The organism is Mycobacterium sp. 155, from assembly GCF_000373905.1.
In the GTDB taxonomy this organism is placed as follows: domain Bacteria; phylum Actinomycetota; class Actinomycetes; order Mycobacteriales; family Mycobacteriaceae; genus Mycobacterium.
The window spans coordinates 659,118-676,016 of record NZ_KB892705.1; the positions used below are offsets into that span (position 1 = coordinate 659,118).

General features: G+C 65.9%; 13 protein-coding genes and 1 pseudogene. 13 read left to right on the top strand and 1 reads right to left on the bottom strand.

Annotation, left to right across the window (positions count from 1 at the left end):
• The first annotated feature begins 123 nt into the window (after positions 1 to 123).
• The 3 genes and pseudogenes from mobA to B133_RS0103010 all read left to right on the top strand — a co-directional run bounded on the left by mobA (position 124) and on the right by B133_RS0103010 (position 2,705).
• Positions 124 to 696: a molybdenum cofactor guanylyltransferase gene (gene mobA, locus B133_RS0103000; RefSeq protein WP_026255905.1), complete on the top strand. Its 573-nt coding sequence runs from the start codon at positions 124 to 126 to the stop codon at positions 694 to 696.
• 1,053 nt (positions 697 to 1,749) lie between these two features.
• Positions 1,750 to 1,983 (top strand): annotated as a pseudogene (locus B133_RS0103005) (transglycosylase family protein); the annotation flags it as partial.
• Positions 1,984 to 2,210: 227 nt separating this feature from the next.
• Positions 2,211 to 2,705 carry a transglycosylase family protein gene (locus B133_RS0103010; protein ID WP_018599234.1) on the top strand — a complete coding sequence of 165 codons (495 nt, stop codon included), beginning with the start codon at positions 2,211 to 2,213 and terminating at the stop codon, positions 2,703 to 2,705.
• A 4-nt stretch (positions 2,706 to 2,709) separates the two neighbouring features.
• Here B133_RS0103010 and B133_RS0103015 read toward each other — a convergent pair whose 3' ends face one another.
• A complete protein-coding gene (locus B133_RS0103015; RefSeq protein ID WP_018599235.1) occupies positions 2,710 to 3,858 on the bottom strand; it encodes an FAD-dependent monooxygenase in 1,149 nt (382 codons plus the stop codon).
• A 116-nt stretch (positions 3,859 to 3,974) separates the two neighbouring features.
• On the opposite strand from B133_RS0103015, the gene B133_RS0103020 reads away from it, so the two are divergent.
• From B133_RS0103020 to rpmA, 10 genes are all read left to right on the top strand, one after another.
• On the top strand, positions 3,975 to 5,951 hold the full coding sequence (locus tag B133_RS0103020; RefSeq protein WP_018599236.1) for a prolyl oligopeptidase family serine peptidase: 1,977 nt from the start codon (positions 3,975 to 3,977) through the stop codon (positions 5,949 to 5,951).
• A 320-nt stretch (positions 5,952 to 6,271) separates the two neighbouring features.
• The gene (locus B133_RS0103025) at positions 6,272 to 6,886 is read left to right on the top strand and encodes a DUF937 domain-containing protein (RefSeq protein ID WP_018599237.1); all 615 of its coding nucleotides are present in this window, start codon (positions 6,272 to 6,274) and stop codon (positions 6,884 to 6,886) included.
• A 98-nt stretch (positions 6,887 to 6,984) separates the two neighbouring features.
• On the top strand, positions 6,985 to 9,636 hold the full coding sequence (locus B133_RS0103030; RefSeq protein ID WP_018599238.1) for a valine--tRNA ligase: 2,652 nt from the start codon (positions 6,985 to 6,987) through the stop codon (positions 9,634 to 9,636).
• Positions 9,633 to 11,066: a folylpolyglutamate synthase/dihydrofolate synthase family protein gene (locus tag B133_RS0103035; protein WP_018599239.1), complete on the top strand. Its 1,434-nt coding sequence runs from the start codon at positions 9,633 to 9,635 to the stop codon at positions 11,064 to 11,066. The genes B133_RS0103030 and B133_RS0103035 overlap by 4 nt, the downstream gene beginning before the upstream one ends.
• Before the next feature lie 38 nt (positions 11,067 to 11,104).
• A complete protein-coding gene (locus tag B133_RS22295; RefSeq protein ID WP_198291032.1) occupies positions 11,105 to 11,449 on the top strand; it encodes a DUF4233 domain-containing protein in 345 nt (114 codons plus the stop codon).
• Between the two features lie 55 nt (positions 11,450 to 11,504).
• On the top strand, positions 11,505 to 12,248 hold the full coding sequence (locus B133_RS0103045) for a carbonic anhydrase (protein WP_018599241.1): 744 nt from the start codon (positions 11,505 to 11,507) through the stop codon (positions 12,246 to 12,248).
• A gap of 24 nt (positions 12,249 to 12,272) precedes the next feature.
• Positions 12,273 to 12,695: a nucleoside-diphosphate kinase gene (gene ndk, locus B133_RS0103050; RefSeq protein ID WP_018599242.1), complete on the top strand. Its 423-nt coding sequence runs from the start codon at positions 12,273 to 12,275 to the stop codon at positions 12,693 to 12,695.
• Positions 12,696 to 12,985: 290 nt separating this feature from the next.
• A complete protein-coding gene (locus tag B133_RS0103055) occupies positions 12,986 to 16,072 on the top strand; it encodes an Rne/Rng family ribonuclease (RefSeq protein ID WP_018599243.1) in 3,087 nt (1,028 codons plus the stop codon).
• Between the two features lie 162 nt (positions 16,073 to 16,234).
• A complete protein-coding gene (gene rplU, locus B133_RS0103060; RefSeq protein WP_003879728.1) occupies positions 16,235 to 16,546 on the top strand; it encodes a 50S ribosomal protein L21 in 312 nt (103 codons plus the stop codon).
• Positions 16,547 to 16,560: 14 nt separating this feature from the next.
• On the top strand, positions 16,561 to 16,827 hold the full coding sequence (gene rpmA, locus B133_RS0103065; RefSeq protein ID WP_018599244.1) for a 50S ribosomal protein L27: 267 nt from the start codon (positions 16,561 to 16,563) through the stop codon (positions 16,825 to 16,827).
• The last annotated feature ends 72 nt before the right edge of the window (positions 16,828 to 16,899 follow it).

A 16,899-nucleotide genomic window follows, 5' to 3' on the forward strand; every position in this document is an offset into this window, starting at 1 on the left:
CTGACTTCTGCTCCTCGCGTGCCGGTCTGACTTCTGCTCCTCACGTGCGCTCACTTGACTTCTGCTCCTCGCGTGCGCGCCGTCTTCCTGCTCCTCACGTGCGCGTGCGCTAACGTCACAGGCGTGACATCACCCGTGCCGTTGGCTGCCGTCGTCCTCGCGGGTGGAGCCTCCCGCCGTATGGGGCGCGATAAGGCCACACTCCCGTTCGAGGGTTCGACGCTCGTAGAGCGAGTGGTCGCCGCGGTAAGCGTGCGGTGTTCGCCGGTGTTCGTCATCGCGGCACCTGGCCAACCCCTACCCGTGCTGTCCGCGCAGATTCTGCGCGACGAGATCCGCGGCGTGGGCCCGTTGGTCGCTACCGGTCGTGGCTTGCGCGCGGCGGCCGATGCCGGTCGGGAACTGGCCTTTGTTTGCGCGGTGGACATGCCGTACATGTCTGCTGACCTCATCGATGAGCTGGTCGGGCCGGCTGTGCGGCTGCACGCCGACATCGTGTTGCCCTGGGACGGCCGTGACCACTACCTCGCCGGTATCTACCGCAGCGCGCTGACCACACGCATCGCCGAACTGGTGGCCGCGGGCGAGCGGAGTATGCGGGCCCTGGCCGAATCGGTCGACACCCAGCGGGTGGTCCTGGCCGAACAACGCGCGCTGGCCAACGTCAACACGCTTGCAGATCTATCAGCAAATTAGAAATTTGCAGCGCCATCGGGCTGAATTTATCGTTCCGATATTATTCCGAAATTATTCGTCCATATATGACGCGCGGGTATTTCAGATGATCGCTGAGGCGGAGACCGACACTCGTCATCGCTTCGAGCGAAAGATGCTGTGGCCATTGAACTTTCACTGGACGACGTGATCAGAGCCGTTTCACGGCGATCGGATGTGTCGGTAGGCGGGTGGTGAAAAAGTGGTATTGACCACGATGTCTATGCGAATCCGAGAAACGGACATGCCCGTCGGCACTTGCCTATCATCGGCATGATCGACGAAAGTAGTTGTGTAATAAGGTATTAGCGCATCATCGCGGGACTTGATCAACTGGGGACGATCGGCATATGTCATGGAATCTGCTGTGCAACAACATTATTCGTAGCTACGATGATGGCGGCGCTGCCCTGTCGCCAGCGAACAAAATTCCGTCGCCAAACGCGGGTAGCACTCGTCTATGGCGATGACCAGTCGTTTTGTGCCCGCCGGCGGGCAATCTGGTCGATATCCATGGGTTTTACGGGTGGTTCAGGTCACAGAATCGCGGTGATATGCCTCACTTTGTCCTGGTAGGACGGTTGGCCATAGATCGACGATAAATGCAGAGTTGACCTGCATAAACGATTCTCTCATCGTCTCGTAATATGACCGTTATCTTTCTGCGATCGGTTATAGATCGATATGACTTCTCTTCGAGACCTTTGTACGGTCCCTATCGGCTCCACAACGGAGCAAACAATTCCAAAACCAAGAACCTGCGTGTGAGCGGGGCCGCGTCGGCGAGAACGCCCTTGCGGAGGCCGGATGAGATGCCGGCCGGGCGTTTCGGCCCCCCCTTTCGTGCCTGACCGAGACGGTACGAACCAACCCTTCCGGCCTGTAACAGGCTGCCGCGCCCGCATGAGCGGGTGCGGGTGGCGCGCGCTTGGCGAAAGGATCGAAGTGAAGAACATCCGCAAGACGTTCGGCATGGCCGCTATCGCTGGAGCCCTCGCTGTGGCCCCGATGGCGTTGACCACCGGCACCGCCAATGCGGACAGTGTCAACTGGGATGCCGTTGCGGCCTGCGAGTCGGGTGGCAACTGGTCGACCAACACCGGCAACGGTTATTACGGCGGCCTGCAGTTCACGATGAGCACCTGGCGTGCCAACGGTGGCGCCGGGTCGCCGCACCAGGCCTCACGGTCGGAGCAGATCCGTGTCGCCGAGAATGTGCTGCACTCTCAGGGCATCCGCGCCTGGCCGGTGTGCGGCCGTCGCGGCTGATCGAGCACGAACCAGACGCGTTGACAGAAGTGGTGCCGGGCGACCGCCCGGCACCACTTCTTTCTTTTTGCTCACCAAGCTCTCGGGTTGCTCCAGTCTCAAAAAAATCTTCAGCCTCCCCTGTAACGCGTGACGTTGATCACACGATGCAAACAGTGACCGCACAGATGCGAGAACGTGACCTTGTTGGTGTGCGGCCTGGATTCGACGGTCGGGGAAGGGCCACGATGAGCACCATTCGCAGCGCATTGACCAGGGGTTTCTGGCTTTTTGCAGGAACCGCGGCGTTGGTCCTCGCTCCACTGACGTCGTCGTTCGGTCTATCTACTCCCACCGCGGCCGCCGACACCGTCAACTGGGACGCCATTGCCGCGTGTGAATCTGGCGGCAACTGGTCCACGGACACGGGTAACGGCGCCTACGGGGGTCTGCAGTTCAAACCGGCCACCTGGGCCGCGCACGGCGGCGTGGGTTCCCCGGCCACCGCGTCTCGGGAGGAACAGATCCGGGTCGCCGAAAACGTCCTGGCCACGCAGGGGCTGGGAGCCTGGCCCAAGTGCGGCGCACAGGGCGGCGCTCCCGTCGGCTGGAGTGCGCCTGCGCCGGTGGCCACGACGGGCTGCGCGGCTGTTCGTCCCGGCGCGGTGCTGGGGATCTTCGACTTACGTAGGCTCTGCTCGACCCTGCTGAACCCGCTGGCCTCCCTCGGCGCGCCGCGCTGAGACGTCAGGGCGCGGCAGTGAACGCTGAGTGCGCCGCGATGGTCGCCAGATGTCGGGTGAGCACGGGTTCGGGCACCAGCACACTGGCTCGCGTGGCGGCCGCGCTGAGGACGGCGGGACGTAGATTCACGACGCGGCCGATCAGCCGCGATTCACGCACGATCATCTGTACGCGGCGGCGTCGCAGCGTCGTGAACCGCGCGAAGGCAGTCGCCAGATCGGGCGCCCGGGCCGCCAGCCCGCCCAGGATCGCCGCGTCCTCGAGGCCTTGACAGCCGCCCTGACCCAGATGCGGGCGCATCGGATGCGCGGCATCTCCGGCCACCACCACAGGCCCGCGGGCCCAGCGCCGGGCCGAGTCGCGATCGTAGAGGTCGTTGCGCAGCACGTCGGCGGGATCCGTCGCGGCCAGCAGGGTCGGGATCGGTTCGGCCCACGACGCGAACGTGCGCTGCAGATATGCCAGCTCCCCGACGGAACTCGTGGCGCCTTCGGGTGCCCGCTCGGTCGCGAACCAGTAGGTGTGCTCGGCGCCCATCGGCACATGACCTACCTCCACCCCGGCGGCCAGTGTCTCGCCGGCCATGTCGGGGTCGATCCGATGTCTGGCCACACCACGCCACGCGGTATAGCCGACGTAGCGTCGGGCGAGCGGTCCGTTCAGATGGCGTGTCACCACCGAATCGACACCATCGGCGCCGACCACGGCTGCGGCATTCCGCGCGGATCCGTCTGAGAGGGTGACGCGCACACCGTCCTCGGTGACCGCGAGCCCGCGCACACCGACGCCGTATTCGACGGTTCCCGGACACAACGGTGCACTCAGGATGTCGGTCAGCTCGGCCCGCCGGATGACGACCAGCGGTTCACCGAGCGCGCGGATGAACCGTTCGAGCTCAGGGCGTCGCAGCCACGTGCCGTCGTGCCAGCGCGCCGCTCCGGCCGTCACCCGTCCGCCCGCGGCCCGGACCGCGTCGCCGAGGCCGAGCTCGTCGAGCGCCGCCAAGGCGTTGGGCCAGATGCTGATGCCCGTACCCGCCGACGTGTCGGCGCGGACTTCGAGCACCCTCACCTGGAATCCCCGACGTTGCAACGCGACTGCGGTGGCCAGGCCGGTGATACCGGCACCGACGACGAGGACGGACTGTGCCATGGCTCGAATCTAGCCAAACGGGCGTTGAGGGGGACTGCAGCGGTCAGCAGCTTCGTGCCGAAGTCGCCGGCCGGTTACCCGGGCGGTCGGCCGTCACACGGCTACGGTGGGTGAGCATGACCCCGTTTCACGATCTCGACGATTACCTTGCGCTGCCCCGAGTGTCGGGCCTTGCCGTGTCGCCGGACGGTTCGCGCCTGGTTACCACGGTCAGTACGCTGAATGACAAGCGCACCGAATTCGTCACTGCGGTTTGGGAATTGGATGTCAATGGGCAACAGCCCGCACGGCGGCTGACCCACGGTGCGAAAGGAGAGTCCGCGCCGACCTTCACCGGTGCGGGTGATCTGTTGTTCCTGGCGGCACGTCCGACGCAGGCGAGCACCGAGGACGACACGGCGCCTGCGGCATTGTGGCGCTTGCCTGCTGCGGGTGGTGAGGCAGTCGAGATGTTCAGCATGCCCGGTGGGGTCAGCGGTATGGCCAGCGCGCGGTCCGCGGAGGTCACCGTCGCCACCGCCGTGCTGCTGGCCTCGGCCGGAAGCGTCGCCGAGGACAAGGCGTTGCGGGAGCGGCGCAAGGACACCGCGGTATCGGCCGTGCTGCACACCGGATATCCGGTCCGGTACTGGGACCACGATCTCGGTCCCGACCAGCCGCACCTGCTGGATACCGACGGGCCAACCGATCTCACGACCCATCCGGGGGAGGCGTTGCGCGAGACCACCTTCGACCTCAGCTCCGACGGTGACTTCCTCGTCACCTCCTGGCACGTGCCCGGGCCCGGGGTAGCCAACCGGTCCGCGCTGGTCCGCATCGACCGAGGCGGCGGGACGCCCACCACGATCGCCGAGGAACCCGACGCCGAACTGGAACACCCTGCCATCGCACCCGACGGCAGTGCGGTGGCATTCACCAGGGAAACCCATTCGACACCTACCGAAGCGCCGCGGATCACGTTGTGCTGCATGCGCTTCGGTGAAGAACCCGTGGAGCTCACCACAAACTGGGATCGTTGGCCGGCCACGGTCGCCTGGACAGCGGACTCGGCGGCGTTGATCGTCACCGCCGACGAGCAAGGGCGCCGGCCGATCTTCACCGTGGACCCGAACAGCGGGGCGGTTGCCAAGCTCACCGACGACGATTACTCCTACACCGACGTGTGCCCGGCGCCGGGCGGGGTCATCTACGCACTGCGCAGCTCCTATGCGGTGCCGCCGCACCCGGTACGGCTCGACCCGGATGGCGCGGTCACCGAGTTGCCGTGCGTGGAGATTCCCGAACTCCCCGGCACACTCACCGAACTGGTCGCTACTGCCGACGACGGGACACCGGTCCGCTCATGGTTGACGCTGCCGGAGGGTGACGAGCCGGCCGAATTGGTGCTGTGGATCCACGGAGGTCCGTTGGGCAGCTGGAACACCTGGCATTGGCGCTGGAATCCGTGGCTGCTCACCGCGCACGGCTATGCAGTGTTGATGCCCGATCCGGGGCTGTCCACGGGCTACGGTCAGCAGTTCGTCCAACGGGGTTGGGGCGCATGGGGCGCCGAGCCGTACACCGACCTGATGGTTGCCGTCGACGCGGCGTGCGAGCATCCGCGGATCGACGATTCCCGGACCGCGGCGATGGGCGGTTCGTTCGGCGGCTACATGGCCAACTGGATCGCGGGGCAGACCGACCGGTTCGACGCGATCGTCACCCACGCCAGCCTATGGGCGCTCGACCAGTTCGGGCCGACCACCGACAGCGCGTTCTGGTGGGCTCGCGAGATGACACCCGAAATGACACAGCGCAATTCGCCGCACCGCTACGTCGGACAGATCCACACGCCGATGCTCGTGATCCACGGGGACAAGGACTATCGCGTGCCCATCGGCGAAGCCCTGCGGCTCTGGTATGAGCTGCTGTCCGCCTCTGGGCTGCCCGCCGACGAGAACGGCCAGAGCCCGCATCGCTTCCTCTACTACCCGACGGAGAACCACTGGGTGTTGGCGCCGCAACACGCCAAGATCTGGTATCAGGTGGTCACTGCGTTCCTCGGTCAGCATCTGCGCGGCGAAGACGTTCAACTGCCTGATCTGCTCGGGTAACGGCGGGGTGGCGAGATTGCCCCGGTGGCAGCCGCGGCGATCACCGGATCAAACCCGGTACCGGTCCCAGCGAACAAGCCCGCACGCACGGGCACTGCCGCGTCGAGACCTACACCAGGACCACTCGGGTGCGCGCTACGTGGCGACGATGGGCGACGCGCTCCTGGCCCGATTCCCGGCTGCCGACGTGCAATTGGAGACCACCGCACTGGCCTGAGCCGAATCGGCCGGGTCGAGCAGAACACCTGTGTAACAAGATCAATTCGACTAGTGTCGTCGGAGAGCACTTCATCAATGCCAGCAACGAAGGTGGAAACAATATGGCCGATCTCGACGACCTCTTCGCACAGATTCCTGTAGCGGACATTGCGAGCAAGCTGGGCGCCGACGAAGGTGAGGTGAACAACGCCATCCAGACGCTGGTTCCCACGCTCCTCGGCGGTGTGCAGCAGAATGTGCAGTCCGACAACATCGACTCGAGCAACCTGGAGTCTGCGGTCACCGCGCAGGCCGCGAGCGGTCTGCTCGACGGCGGTGTGAAGGTCGACGATGTGAACCAGAAAGAGGGCGACCAGATGGTCGCTCACATCTTCGGTGGCAACGACAGCGGGCAGGTGGCCTCGGCGCTGGCCGGTACCGGCGCCGGCGGTGGAGACCTCATCAAGAAGCTGCTGCCGATCTTGGCCCCGATCGTGCTGGCCTACGTCGGCAAGCAGTTCGCGCAGAAGAACGCGCCGGCCGAATCTGCTGGCCAGGCATCCGGCGGCGGGCTCGGGGACATCCTCGGCAGCATCCTGGGCGGGGCGAGCGCGGGCGGTGGCGGCGCTGCGAACAATCCGCTGGGCAGCATCCTCGGTAGCGTCCTCGGCGGTGGCGGCGGCCAGGGCAACGCCATCGGCGAGATCCTCGGCGGTCTGCTGGGCGGCAAGAAGTAGCCCCGGAGATCGTTTCCCGCGCAAGCCCCCGTCGCCAGCGAATGCACCGGCGTCGGGGGCTTTAGCGTATCCGGGCCACTCCTTCCTAGAATGGCGCGGTGACTTCCACCCCTGACGATCGCGCCGACGCCCTCCCCAAGTCCTGGGAGCCGGGTGCGGTAGAAGCTGAGCTGTACCAGGGCTGGGTGGACGCCGGTTACTTCACTGCCGATGCCACGAGTGATAAGCCCGCCTACTCGATCGTGCTGCCGCCCCCGAACGTGACCGGCAGCCTGCACATGGGCCACGCCCTGGACCACACTTTGATGGACGTCCTCACTCGGCGTAAGCGAATGCAGGGCTACGAAGTGCTGTGGCTGCCCGGCATGGACCACGCCGGCATCGCCACCCAGACTTTGGTCGAGAAGCAGCTCGCCACCGACGGCAAGACCAAGGAAGACTTCGGCCGCGAACTGTTCGTCGAGAAGGTATGGGACTGGAAGCGTGAGTCCGGCGGAACCATCGGCGCGCAAATGCGCCGCATCGGCGACGGAGTGGACTGGAGTCGCGACCGGTTCACCATGGACGACGGTCTGTCCCGCGCGGTCCGCACGATCTTCAAGCGCCTGTTCGACGCCGGGCTGATCTATCAAGCCGAGCGGCTTGTCAACTGGTCGCCCGTGCTCGAGACTGCGATCAGCGATCTCGAGGTCAAGTATGACGACGTCGAGGGCGAACTCGTGTCGTTCCGCTACGGCTCGATGAGCGACGACGAGCCCCATATCGTGGTGGCGACCACCCGCGTCGAAACCATGTTGGGCGACACCGCGATTGCCGTGCACCCCGACGACGAGCGCTACCGCCACCTGGTCGGCAAGACGTTGCCGCACCCGTTTTTGGATGACCGCATCATTATTGTGGCCGACAGCCACGTCGATCCCGAATTCGGCACGGGCGCAGTCAAAGTCACTCCGGCGCACGACCCGAACGACTTCGAGATCGGGTTGCGTCACCAGCTGCCGATGCCGACGATCATGGACACCAAGGGCCGAATCGCCGACACCGGAACGCAATTCGACGGGATGGACCGGTTCGAGGCGCGCGTCAAGGTGCGCGAGGCCTTGGCCGAGCAGGGCCGGATCGTCGCCGAGAAACGGCCCTACCTGCACAGCGTCGGGCATTCGGAGCGCAGCGGCGAGCCCATCGAACCGCGGCTGTCGCTGCAGTGGTGGGTCAAGGTCGAGAGCCTGGCCAAGGCCGCCGGAGACGCCGTGCGGGGCGGCGACACCGTGATTCACCCGCCGAGCCTAGAGCCGCGGTGGTTCTCCTGGGTCGACGACATGCACGATTGGTGCATCTCCCGGCAGCTGTGGTGGGGCCACCGCATCCCGATCTGGCACGGCCCCAATGGCGAGACGGTGTGCGTCGGACCCGACGAGACCCCGCCGGAGGGCTGGGAACAGGACCCCGACGTGCTGGACACCTGGTTCTCGTCGGCACTGTGGCCGTTCTCCACCATGGGATGGCCCGACCGCACTCCCGAACTGACCAAGTTCTACCCGACCAGTGTGCTGGTCACCGGCTACGACATCCTGTTCTTCTGGGTGGCCCGGATGATGATGTTCGGCACGTTCGTCGGCAACGACCCGGCGATCACGCTCGACGGGGTGCGCGGCAGGCAGGTGCCGTTCCAGAATGTCTTCCTACACGGCCTGATTCGCGATGAGTTCGGCCGCAAGATGAGCAAGTCGCGGGGCAACGGCATCGACCCGCTGGACTGGGTGGAGAAGTTCGGCGCCGACGCCTTGCGATTCACCCTGGCCCGGGGCGCGAGTCCCGGCGGCGATCTGTCCATCGGCGAGGACCACGCCCGGGCCTCGCGCAACTTCGCGACCAAGCTGTTCAACGCCACCCGGTTCGCGTTGATGAACGGCACCTCTCCCGCCCCACTGCCGCCGGCGGATGAGCTGACCGACGCCGACCGCTGGATTTTGGGCCGGTTGGAGGAGGTTCGCGCCGAGGTCGACGATGCGCTCGACTCGTATCAGTTCAGCCGGGCCTGCGAAGCGCTCTACCACTTCGCATGGGACGAATTCTGCGACTGGTACGTGGAGCTGGCCAAGGTACAGCTGTTCGGCGGTTTGCCTCACACCACGGCGGTGCTCGCAGCGGTCCTCGACACGCTGCTCAAGCTGCTGCATCCGGTGATGCCCTTCGTCACCGAGACGCTGTGGAAGACCCTCACCGGTGGCGAGTCGGCGGTGATCGCGGCGTGGCCGGAGCCATCCGGATTTGCTCCGGATTCTGTTGCTGCCCAACGTATTACCGATATGCAGAAGCTCATCACCGAGGTGCGGCGGTTCCGCAGCGATCAGGGGTTGGCCGATCGACAGAAGGTTCCGGCCCGGCTGTCCGACATCGCCGCCGCGGGCCTTTCCGGGCAGCTTCCCGCCATCACTGCTCTGGCCTGGCTGACCGAGGCCGGTGACGGATTCACCCCGTCGGCCGCCGTCGAGGTGCGGTTGTCGCAGACCACCGTCGTGGTCGAGGTGGACACATCCGGCACCGTCGACGTCGCCGCCGAACGCCGGCGGCTGGAAAAGGATCTGGCCGCCGCTCAGAAGGAGATGACCACCACTACCGCAAAACTCGGCAATGACGCGTTCCTCGCCAAAGCGCCCGCCGACGTGGTCGACAAGATCCGTGGTCGCCAGCAGGTGGCCACCGAGGAGGTCGAACGCATCACCGCGCGCTTGGCCGGTCTGGCATGAGCGAGCCGGTGACTGACCCGATTCCTTCGCCGGACGAGATCGCCGCCTTGCTTCAGGTCGAGCACCTGCTCGACCAGCGCTGGCCGGAGACCAAACTGGAACCCAGCACCACCCGGATCGTCGCGCTGCTGGAGCTGCTGGGTTCGCCGCAGCGGGCGTACCCGTCCATCCACGTTGCGGGCACCAACGGCAAAACCTCGGTGTGCCGGATCATCGACGCCCTGCTGATCGCGCTGCACCGCCGCACCGGGCGCACCACCAGCCCGCACCTACAGTCCGCGGTGGAGCGGATTTCCATTGACGGCAAACCGATTTCACCGGCCCGGTATGTCGAGACCTACCGCGAGATCGAGCCGCTGGTCGAGCTCGTCGATCGGCAGTCCGAAGCGACCGGCGGACCGAAGATGAGTAAGTTCGAAGTGTTGACGGCGATGGCATTCGTGGCGTTCGCCGACGCCCCCATCGACGTCGCGGTTGTCGAGACCGGCATGGGCGGGCGGTGGGATGCCACCAACGTCGTCAATGCGCCGGTTGCGGTGATCACCCCGATCGGGATCGACCACACCGACTACCTCGGTGACACGATCGTCGCAATCGCGGGGGAGAAAGCCGGGATCATCACCCGCCAGCCCGACGACCTGGTTCCATTGGAAATGGACATGTCCACCGTGGCGGTCATTGCCCAGCAACCACCCGAGGCGATGGAGGTGCTGCTGGCCGAGACCGTGCGCGCCGACGCCGCAGTGGCCCGGGAGAACTCCGAGTTCGCGGTGCTGGGGCGCCAGGTCGCGATCGGCGGGCAGATGCTGGAATTGCAGGGGCTCGGCGGGGTGTACTCGGACATCTTCTTGCCGCTGCACGGTGAACACCAGGCGCATAACGCCGCGGTCGCGCTGGCAGCGGTGGAGGCGTTCTTCGGTGCCGGTGCAGACCGCCAACTTGACCTCGACGCGGTGCGGGCTGGTTTCGCGGCGGTGCGCAGCCCGGGCCGGCTGGAGCGGATGCGCAGTGCGCCAACTGTTTTCATCGACGCCGCACACAACCCCGCCGGAGCGGCAGCCCTGGCGGAAACTTTGCGGGAAGAGTTCGACTTCCGCTACCTGGTGGGTGTGGTGTCAGTGCTGGCCGACAAGGACGTCGACGGCATCCTGACTGCTCTGGAACCGGCGTTCGATCAGATTGTGGTGACCCACAACGGCTCGCCCCGCGCTCTCGACGTCGAGTCGCTGACTCAGTTGGCCGAGGAACGCTTCGGCCCGGACCGCGTCATCACCGCGTCCACGCTGCCCGACGCCATCGAAACCGCCACCGCCCTGGTTGAGGACGCCGGCGCCGAGGGCGAGGGATTGTCCGGGGCAGGCATGGTGATCACTGGTTCGGTGGTAACCGCCGGCGCTGCACGCAGCTTGTTCGGGAAGGACCCACAGTGAGCACGCCACCTGATCCGTGGAAGAGCTTCCGCGGTGTCATGGCCGGAACCCTGATCCTCGAAGCCATCGTGGTCCTGTTGGCCCTTCCTGTCGTCGCGAACAGTGGCAACGGGCTGACCGTGTGGTCGGGCGGCTACCTGGTGGGCCTGGCAGTGGTTCTCATCCTGATGTCGGGCCTGCAGGGCAGGCCGTGGGCGATCTGGATGAACCTGGCACTGCAGTTCGTGCTGATCGCCGGGGTGGTGATCCATCCCGGAATCGGCTTCATGGGCATCGTGTTCCTGCTGGTCTGGCTGTTGATCCTGTATCTGCGTGGCGAGGTCAAACGGCGACAGGACAGGGGCCTGCTGCCCGGTCAGCAGGATTCGCCGGAAGAAAGATGACGACACCGGCCGCCGAGGACTGTCAATTATTTACCTCAGCGACCAGAGTGGTGCGGTGGACCTTACATTTTCGCGGCGCCGCTGGCTCGGGCTCGTAGGCGTCGGTGCGGCGACAGCGCTGGCAGCCTGTGGCAAGCCCGCGTCGGAGGAGAGCACCGGCACGGTGACCGTTCCGCCCGGGGAGGTGTTCGTCACCGAGACCCCGCGGCCGGTGATCACCAACCCCGACGTCGCGCTGCAGCAATTGCGCGACGGCAACCGCAGGTTCGTCGACGCCCAGATGCGGAACCCGAACCAGGATCCGGCCAGTCGGCTCTCGTTGTCGAAGTCTCAGCAGCCGTTTGCGGTGGTGCTGAGCTGCTCGGACTCCCGGCTGCCGCCGGAGGTGATCTTCGACCAGGGCCTGGGTGACCTGTTCGTCGCGCGCGTCGCCGGTAACGTCGTCGACGCCTCGCTGTTGGACAGCGTCGAGTACGGCGTGGCGCATCTGGGCGCGCCTCTGGTGGTTGTCATGGGCCATCAGGACTGTGGTGCGGTGTCGGCCACGCTCAAGACGGTTCAGGACCACAAGGCGCCGGAAGAAGACATGAACGCGTTGGTCGCGGCGATCACGCCGGCCATCACCGTCGCTGAGCAGCGGCAGGGCGACCTTCTGGACAACACCGTGCGGGCGAACGCCGAGCTGTCCAAGGACGCGATCGTGGCGACGTCGGTGATACGTGACCGGCTGAATTCCGGCGCGGTGAAGGTCGTCACCGCCTACTACAGCCTTGATACGGGAGTGGCGACGATCGCGTAGTCGGCGGACGGTACGCTATGCGCCGTGACTGAGCGGACCCTCGTGTTGATCAAGCCCGACGGCGTAGAGCGCCACCTGGTCGGGGAGATCATCGGCCGGATAGAACGCAAGGGCCTGACCCTGGCGGCCCTGGAGCTGAAGAACGTCAGCGATGAGCTGGCGCGGCAGCACTACGCCGAGCATGCGGACAAGCCGTTCTTCGGTTCGCTGCTCGAATTCATCACGTCCGGCCCCGTGGTCGCCGCGATCGTCGAGGGCCCCCGCGCGGTGGCCGCATTCCGGCAGCTCGCCGGCGGCACCGATCCGGTGGAGAAGGCCGTGCCGGGCACGATCCGTGGCGACCTGGCCCTGGTGACCCAGGACAACCTGGTGCACGGCTCGGATTCGCTGGAGTCGGCGGCCCGCGAGATCGCCCTCTGGTTCCCCGGAGAATCTGCCGGGGAGTAACTCCGCACGCGGTCTTGGTCGGTACGGCCGCGGTGATGTGGGATACTGGTCGCGGGTGTTCAGCCTCAACCGAGGCTGAACACCCGAATGAAGACTTCGACGAGCGCGACCACCGTAATTCGGTGCGGCGCCGACCGTCCAGCCATCATTCAGCCAGGCACCGGGTGGGTTCGCCATTGAGCCGCCCGGAGCGAGACCACAACAAGTCCGGGTGAAGTATCCCGGGCCAATAGCGGAAGCCCTCGCGTGGCCGCGTCGTTACGACGCGCCCGGGGGCTTGAGGAGAATACGTGGCCGAAGATGCCCATACCGAAGACCTATCCACCCAGACTCCGCAGCAGGACGGACTCCCAGAACGCCTGAGGGTCCATTCGCTCGCCCGAGTGCTCGGCACCACCAGCCGGCGGGTGCTCGATGCGCTCGCCGAGTTCGACGGACGCCACCGCAGTGCGCACTCGACCGTCAACAAAGCTGACGCCGAGCGGGTCCGTGCGGCCTTGGCCCCGACTGAATCCGCCGTCCAACCTAGCGTGGTCGATGCTGTTGTAGTCGAGTCCGTGCAACCGGTGGCGGCGATTGAGTCCGTCGCGGTGTTCGAGACGTCCCCGACGGCTGTTGTGTCGGAACCCGAACTGCCCGCCGAGGCTCAGCCCGTGGCGTTCGAACCGGAACCCGAGCCATCGGAACCTGAGCTGGAGCCCGCGGCCGCGGAGCCTGAACCTGAATCGGAGCCTGAACCCGCACTGGTCGAGTCTGTCGTGGTGGGTGACGAACCCGAGTCCCGGCTGATCCTGGAGACCGCGAACATCCCCCCGGCTCGTGAGGCGCACACCGAACGTGCGGACTATCTGCCGCTGTTCGTCGCACCCCAGCCGATCGTTTTCGAGCCCGTCGATACCGACGACGATGACGACGACTTCGATACGTCCTCCGACAGTGATGCGGATGGTGATTCCGACGAGGACCAGGCTGACCGGCCTACCGCGCGCCGGCGTCGCCGCGGACGTCGGGGCCGGGGTCGCGGCCGTGGCGAACAGAACGACGACAACGGCCCGGACACTGACGCCGACACCGATGACGATCAAGCCGAGAGTGAGCAGGATTCGGGCGAGGAGTCCGATGACTCGGACGAGGACGGCGACGAGGACAGCACCGGCACCGACGGCGGCACCCGGCGCCGGCGCCGGCGCAGGCGCCGCAAGACCGGCTCGGGAGACTCCGACGACGCCGGATCGCCTGACGATCCACCGAACACCGTCGTGCACGAGCGCACGCCGCGATCCGATCGGTCGGACAAGACTGCCGGGGACGACTCGGAGATCCAGGGCATATCCGGATCGACCCGCTTGGAGGCCAAGCGTCAGCGCCGTCGCGATGGCCGCGACGCGGGGCGCCGCCGCCCGCCGATCCTCAGCGAGGCCGAGTTCCTGGCCCGTCGCGAAGCCGTCGAACGCACCATGATCGTGCGTGACAAAGTGCGCAGCGAGCCGCCGCACGAGGGCGCCCGATACACCCAGATCGCGGTGCTCGAAGACGGTGTCGTGGTCGAGCACTTTGTGACGTCTGCCGCATCAGCCTCGTTGGTGGGCAACATCTACCTGGGCATCGTGCAAAACGTGCTGCCTTCGATGGAGGCGGCATTCGTCGATATCGGCCGTGGCCGCAATGGCGTGCTCTACGCCGGTGAGGTGAACTGGGAGGCCGCCGGGCTCGGTGGCGCCAACCGCAAGATCGAGCAGGCCCTCAAGCCCGGCGACTACGTCGTCGTCCAGGTCAGCAAGGATCCGGTCGGGCACAAGGGCGCGAGGCTCACCACGCAGGTGTCGTTGGCCGGCCGGTATCTGGTGTACGTCCCCGGGGCGTCGTCGACCGGCATCAGCCGCAAGCTGCCCGACACCGAGCGGCAGCGTCTCAAAGAGATCCTGCGCGAGGTGGTCCCTGCCAATGCCGGCGTGATCATCCGCACCGCGTCGGAAGGCGTCAAGGAAGACGACATCCGCTCCGATGTGAACCGACTGCAGGAGCGCTGGACGGGCATCGAGGCCAAGGCCGCCGAGATCACCGACAAGAAGGCCGGCGCGGCCGTCGCCCTCTACGAGGAGCCCGACGTGCTGGTGAAGGTCATCCGTGACCTGTTCAACGAGGACTTCTCCGGGCTCATCGTGTCCGGCGACGACGCCTGGAACACCATCAACTCTTACGTGAACACCGTGGCTCCCGACCTCGTGAGCAGGTTGACGAAGTATGAGCCGGCAGGTTCTGACGGAGCGGTCGGCCCGGACGTGTTCGCCGTGCACCGCATCGACGAGCAGTTGGCCAAGGCGATGGACCGCAAGGTCTGGCTGCCCTCGGGCGGCACTTTGGTTATCGACCGCACCGAGGCGATGACCGTCGTCGATGTCAACACCGGCAAGTTCACCGGCTCCGGCGGGAATCTGGAGCAGACGGTCACCCGAAACAATCTGGAAGCCGCGGAAGAGATCGTCCGACAGCTGCGGCTGCGCGACATCGGCGGCATCGTCGTCATCGACTTCATCGACATGGTGCTGGAATCCAATCGCGATCTGGTGCTGCGCCGATTGACTGAGGCGCTGGCCCGGGACCGCACGCGTCACCAGGTCTCCGAGGTGACGTCGCTGGGCTTGGTACAGCTGACCCGAAAGCGATTGGGCACCGGTCTGATCGAAGCGTTCTCCACGTCGTGCACGCACTGTGGTGGCCGCGGGATCGTGCTGCACGGTGATCCCGTCGACTCCGCGTCGGCGGGCGGTGGGCGCCAATCTGAGCCCAGCAGTGGTGGTGGACGGCGCAGCAAGCGCGGCAAGAAGGGTGGCAAACCTGAGGACATGCCCGTCGTCAAGGTGCCCGACCACCCGGCCGGAGAACACCCGATGTTCAAGGCCATGGCCGCGGCCAACGGTCGCCTTCACGACGACGAGGAACAAGACGAGCACTCCAAGGAGTACGAAGAGTTCGACGACCTCGAGAGCACCGAGGACGACAGTGTCGTTGCCGAGCGCGGCGACGACACCGCCGAGCAAGTGGCCCGCGAGACCGCCGAGGAAGATCTCGACGACGACGAGAATGACGACGACGACGAGAACTCGGACGAGGATGATGACGACGACTCGGACGAGGATGACGACGAAGAGTCGGATGAGGACGAGATCGACCTGGACTCTGATGATGAGGATGTCGACGACGACATCGACGTCATCGACAACGACTCGACCGACGAGGATTCGGCAGACGACGACTCGGACGATGACGACGGGGACGATGACGACGAGGTCGAACTTCCGCAGGTGATCACCGTCGCCCGGCGGCAGCGTCGTCGGGCAGCTGCCCGGCCAGCCGGCCCGCCCACCCACGAGTAGCAGGGGGTACGGGCGGTTTGACCCTCTACCCGCTGGTCACGTACCCTTGACCAGTTGTCGCCAGTGTCTGCAGTCGCAGGCCGGTGACGGCGGGGTACCCCCGCCACCCAAGACCCGCGCACGCACCGACCGGTAGCGCGCGCCCGCACAGCAGAGGACACGATGGCGACATACGCAATCGTCAAGACCGGTGGCAAGCAGTACAAGGTTGCGGCCGGTGACGTGGTGAAGGTTGAGAAGCTCGATGCCGAGCCGGGCGCATCCGTGTCGCTGCCGGTCGCCCTGGTGGTCGATGGCGCCAACGTCACGAGCAAGGCCGACGACCTGGCCAAGGTCGCTGTGACCGGCGAGGTCTTGGAGCACACCAAGGGCCCGAAGATCCGTATCCACAAGTTCAAGAACAAGACCGGCTACCACAAGCGCCAGGGGCACCGTCAGCAGCTGACCGTGCTCAAGGTCACCGGTATTAAGTAGCGAGGGGCATCTAGATGGCACATAAGAAGGGCGCTTCCAGCTCACGTAACGGTCGCGACTCCGCGGCACAGCGGCTCGGCGTCAAGCGGTTCGGCGGCCAGGTCGTCAAGGCTGGCGAGATCCTCGTTCGCCAGCGGGGTACTCATTTCCACCCCGGCGTCAACGTCGGCCGCGGAGGCGACGACACGCTGTTCGCGCTGGCCCCCGGCGCCGTGGAGTTCGGGTCCAAGCGTGGCCGCAAGAACGTGAACATCGTTCCCGTTCCGCGCCCGGAGGCCTGAGACATCGAGGATTCTCCGCGAATGTGAAGCAGCTGCGAGTTCTCGACTGAGATTTCGCGATAGCTTCACATT

Bases quoted from the DNA above. Each gene is read 5' to 3' on its own strand.
- B133_RS0103025 (WP_018599237.1), top strand. From the start codon at position 6,272: ATGGCCGATCTCGACGACCTCTTCGCACAGATTCCTGTAGCGGACATT.
- B133_RS0103015 (WP_018599235.1), bottom strand. From the start codon at position 3,858: ATGGCACAGTCCGTCCTCGTCGTCGGTGCCGGTATCACCGGCCTGGCC.
- B133_RS22295 (WP_198291032.1), top strand. From the start codon at position 11,105: ATGGCCGGAACCCTGATCCTCGAAGCCATCGTGGTCCTGTTGGCCCTT.
- B133_RS0103010 (WP_018599234.1), top strand. From the start codon at position 2,211: ATGAGCACCATTCGCAGCGCATTGACCAGGGGTTTCTGGCTTTTTGCA.
- B133_RS0103020 (WP_018599236.1), top strand. From the start codon at position 3,975: ATGACCCCGTTTCACGATCTCGACGATTACCTTGCGCTGCCCCGAGTG.
- rpmA (WP_018599244.1), top strand. From the start codon at position 16,561: ATGGCACATAAGAAGGGCGCTTCCAGCTCACGTAACGGTCGCGACTCC.
- rplU (WP_003879728.1), top strand. From the start codon at position 16,235: ATGGCGACATACGCAATCGTCAAGACCGGTGGCAAGCAGTACAAGGTT.
- B133_RS0103035 (WP_018599239.1), top strand. From the start codon at position 9,633: ATGAGCGAGCCGGTGACTGACCCGATTCCTTCGCCGGACGAGATCGCC.